This is a genomic window from Caulobacter sp. D5 (assembly GCF_003185805.1).
Classification (GTDB): Bacteria; Pseudomonadota; Alphaproteobacteria; order Caulobacterales; family Caulobacteraceae; genus Caulobacter.
The window spans coordinates 1-2,996 of sequence record NZ_QHJY01000222.1; the positions used below are offsets into that span (position 1 = coordinate 1).

The following is a 2,996-nucleotide window of genomic DNA, read 5'->3' on the forward strand; positions in this document are numbered from 1 at the left end:
CGCGCCCACGGCCTGCCCGTGAAGCTGCACGCCGAGCAGTTGTCGAACCTGCACGGCGCGGCCCTGGCCGCCGAGTTCGGCGCCCTGTCGGCCGATCACCTGGAACATCTCGACGAGGCCGGGATCGCCGCCATGGCCAGTGCCGGCACGACAGCCGTGCTGCTGCCCGGCGCCTACTACTTCGTACGCGAGACAAAGCTGCCGCCGATCGACGCCCTGCGCTCGGCCGCCGTGCCCTTGGCGCTCGCGACCGACTGCAACCCCGGCACCTCGCCGCTGACCAGCCTGCTGCTGACCATGAACATGGCCGCCACCCTGTTCCGCCTGACGGTGGACGAGTGCCTGGCCGGCGTCACGCGCGAGGCCGCCCGGGCCCTGGGCGTGCTGGCCGACCGGGGAACCCTGGAAGCCGGCAAGGCCTGCGACCTTTCCATCTGGGACGTCGAGCGTCCCGCCGAACTTGTCTACCGCATGGGCTTCAACCCGCTCCATGCGCGCGTCTGGAGCGCCGTTTCGTGAATACTGAAGTCCTGCATCCCGGCGAGGTCAGCCTCGCCCAGTGGAAGTCCGTCTATCGCGGCGCCTCGGCCCGCCTGGCGGACCATGCCTGGCCGGTGATCGAGGCCAGCGCCGCGGCGGTGACCCGCATCCTGGCCAAGGGCGAGCCGGTCTACGGCATCAATACGGGCTTTGGGAAACTGGCCAGCGTGCGCATCGGCGACGAGGACCTGGCGACCCTGCAACGCAACATCGTGCTGTCCCACGCCGCCGGCACGGGCGAGCCCTCGCCGGTGGCGGTGATCCGCCTGATGATGGCCCTGAAGCTGGCGAGCCTGGCGCAAGGCGCCTCGGGCGTGCGGGTCGAGACCGTCAAGCTGCTGGAAGCGATGCTTGAGCTTGGCCTGACGCCGGTGGTGCCGAGCCAGGGCTCGGTCGGCGCCTCGGGGGATCTCGCGCCGCTGTCGCACATGGCCGCGACCATGATCGGGGTCGGCGAGATCGACGTCGGCGGCATGCGCAAACCAGCCGCCGAGGCCCTGGCCCGCGCCGGCCTCGCCCCCGTCGAGCTGGGTCCCAAGGAGGGCCTGGCTTTGCTGAACGGCACCCAGTTCTCGACCGCCAACGCCCTGGCCGGGCTGTTCGAGGCCGAGGTGCTGTTCCAGTCGGCCCTGGTCACCGGCGCCCTGTCGACCGAAGCCGCCAAGGGCTCGGACACGCCCTTCGATCCGCGCATCCACGCCCTGCGCCGCCACGCCGGCCAGATCGAGACCGCCGCCGCCCTGCGCAGCCTGATGGCGTCTTCCGACATCCGCGCCTCGCACCTGAAGGAGGACGAGCGCGTGCAGGACCCCTACTGCCTGCGCTGCCAGCCGCAGGTGATGGGCGCGGCCCTGGACGTGCTGCGCCAGGCGGCGACCACCCTTTCCACCGAGGCCAATGGCGTCTCCGACAACCCGCTGATCTTCCCCGAGGCCGACGAGGCGCTGTCGGGCGGCAATTTCCACGCCGAGCCCGTGGCCTTCGCCGCCGACATGATCGCCCTGGCGGTCTGCGAGATCGGCTCGATCGCCGAGCGCCGCATCGCCATGCTGGTGGACCCGGCGCTGTCGGGCCTGCCGGCCTTCCTGACGCCGAAGCCCGGCCTCAACTCGGGCTTCATGATCCCGCAGGTCACGGCCGCGGCCCTGGTCTCGGAGAACAAGCAGAAGGCCTATCCGGCCAGCGTCGACTCCATCCCGACCTCGGCCAACCAGGAAGACCACGTGTCCATGGCCGCCCACGGGGCGCGCCGCCTGCTGTCGATGGTCGAGAACGCAACGGCGGTGATCGGCATTGAACTTCTGGCCGCCGCGCAGGGCTGCGACTTCCACGCGCCGCTGACCTCCAGCGCCGCCCTCGAGGCGGTGCGGAAGTCGGTCCGCGAGAAGGTGCCGCACCTGTCGGACGACCGCCACTTCCATCCCGACATGGAAGCGGCCAACATCCTGGTGCGGACCGGCGCGGTCATCGTCGCGGCGGCCGGCGTTCCCTTGCCCGGAGCGACCTGATGAGCAGCGACTGGCTGGAAGTCTGGCGGGGCGATGCGCCCCTGATCGTCAGCATCCCGCACTCGGGATCCTTCATCCCCGAGGACATCGAAAAACGCCTGACCTCGCCGTGGCTGGCCCGCAAGGACGCCGACTGGTGGATCGAGCGGCTCTACAACTTCGCCGACGACCTGGGCGCCACGACGGTGCGGACGGCGGTGTCGCGCACGGTGATCGACGTCAATCGCGACCCGTCGGGCGCCTCGCTCTATCCCGGCATGGCCACCACCGCGCTTTGCCCCACCGACACCTTCGACGGCGAGCGGCTCTACGCCGACGGCCAGGAGCCGGACGAGGCCGAGATCGCCGCCCGCCGCGAGCGCTGGTTCATCCCCTATCACGCGGCGCTGCGGGCCGAGATCGACCGGCTGCTGGCCCTGCATGGCAAGGTCGTCCTGTACGACGCCCACTCGATCCGCTCACGGGCGCCGCGCCTGTTCCCCGGCGAACTGCCGGTGTTCAACATCGGCACGAATTCCGGCCAGAGCTGCGACCCGGCCCTGGCGGCGGCGGTGGAAGCGGCCTGCGAGACCTCGGGCCTGCCGATGGTGATCAACGGCCGCTTCAAGGGCGGCTGGATCACCCGCCACTACGGCAAGCCCGAGCGCGGCATCCACGCCGTGCAGATGGAGCTGGCCTGCCGCGGCTACATGGACGATCCCTCGCCCCGCATCACCCCGCAGTCCTGGCCCTCGCCCTACCGACCGCCCAAGGCCGCGCCGATGCGCAGCGTCCTGACCGACGTGCTGAAGGCCTGCGTGGCGTTCGCTTCACCCGCTCCTCCCCCGTGAAACGGGGAGGTGGCGCGACGCCATCGGCGTCGTGACGGAGGGGGCGACCGCACGCGCCGAGCCCAGTCTCGCCCCCTCCACCACTTCGTGGTCCCCCTCCCCCGTTGCACGGGGGAGG

At 71.1% G+C, this 2,996-nt stretch carries 3 protein-coding genes; all 3 read left to right on the plus strand.

The features are described 5' to 3' along the window. A partial coding sequence (locus DMC18_RS15235) for an amidohydrolase family protein (protein WP_146218090.1) occupies positions 1 to 519 on the plus strand: 519 nt, incomplete at its 5' end. Next, the gene (hutH, locus tag DMC18_RS15240; protein ID WP_370443974.1) at positions 501 to 2,048 is read left to right on the plus strand and encodes a histidine ammonia-lyase; all 1,548 of its coding nucleotides are present in this window, start codon (positions 501 to 503) and stop codon (positions 2,046 to 2,048) included. The genes DMC18_RS15235 and hutH, both read left to right, overlap by 19 nt. Then, on the plus strand, positions 2,048 to 2,878 hold the full coding sequence (gene hutG / locus DMC18_RS15245; protein ID WP_110117973.1) for an N-formylglutamate deformylase: 831 nt from the start codon (positions 2,048 to 2,050) through the stop codon (positions 2,876 to 2,878). The genes hutH and hutG overlap by 1 nt, the downstream gene beginning before the upstream one ends. Positions 2,879 to 2,996: the final 118 nt, after the last annotated feature.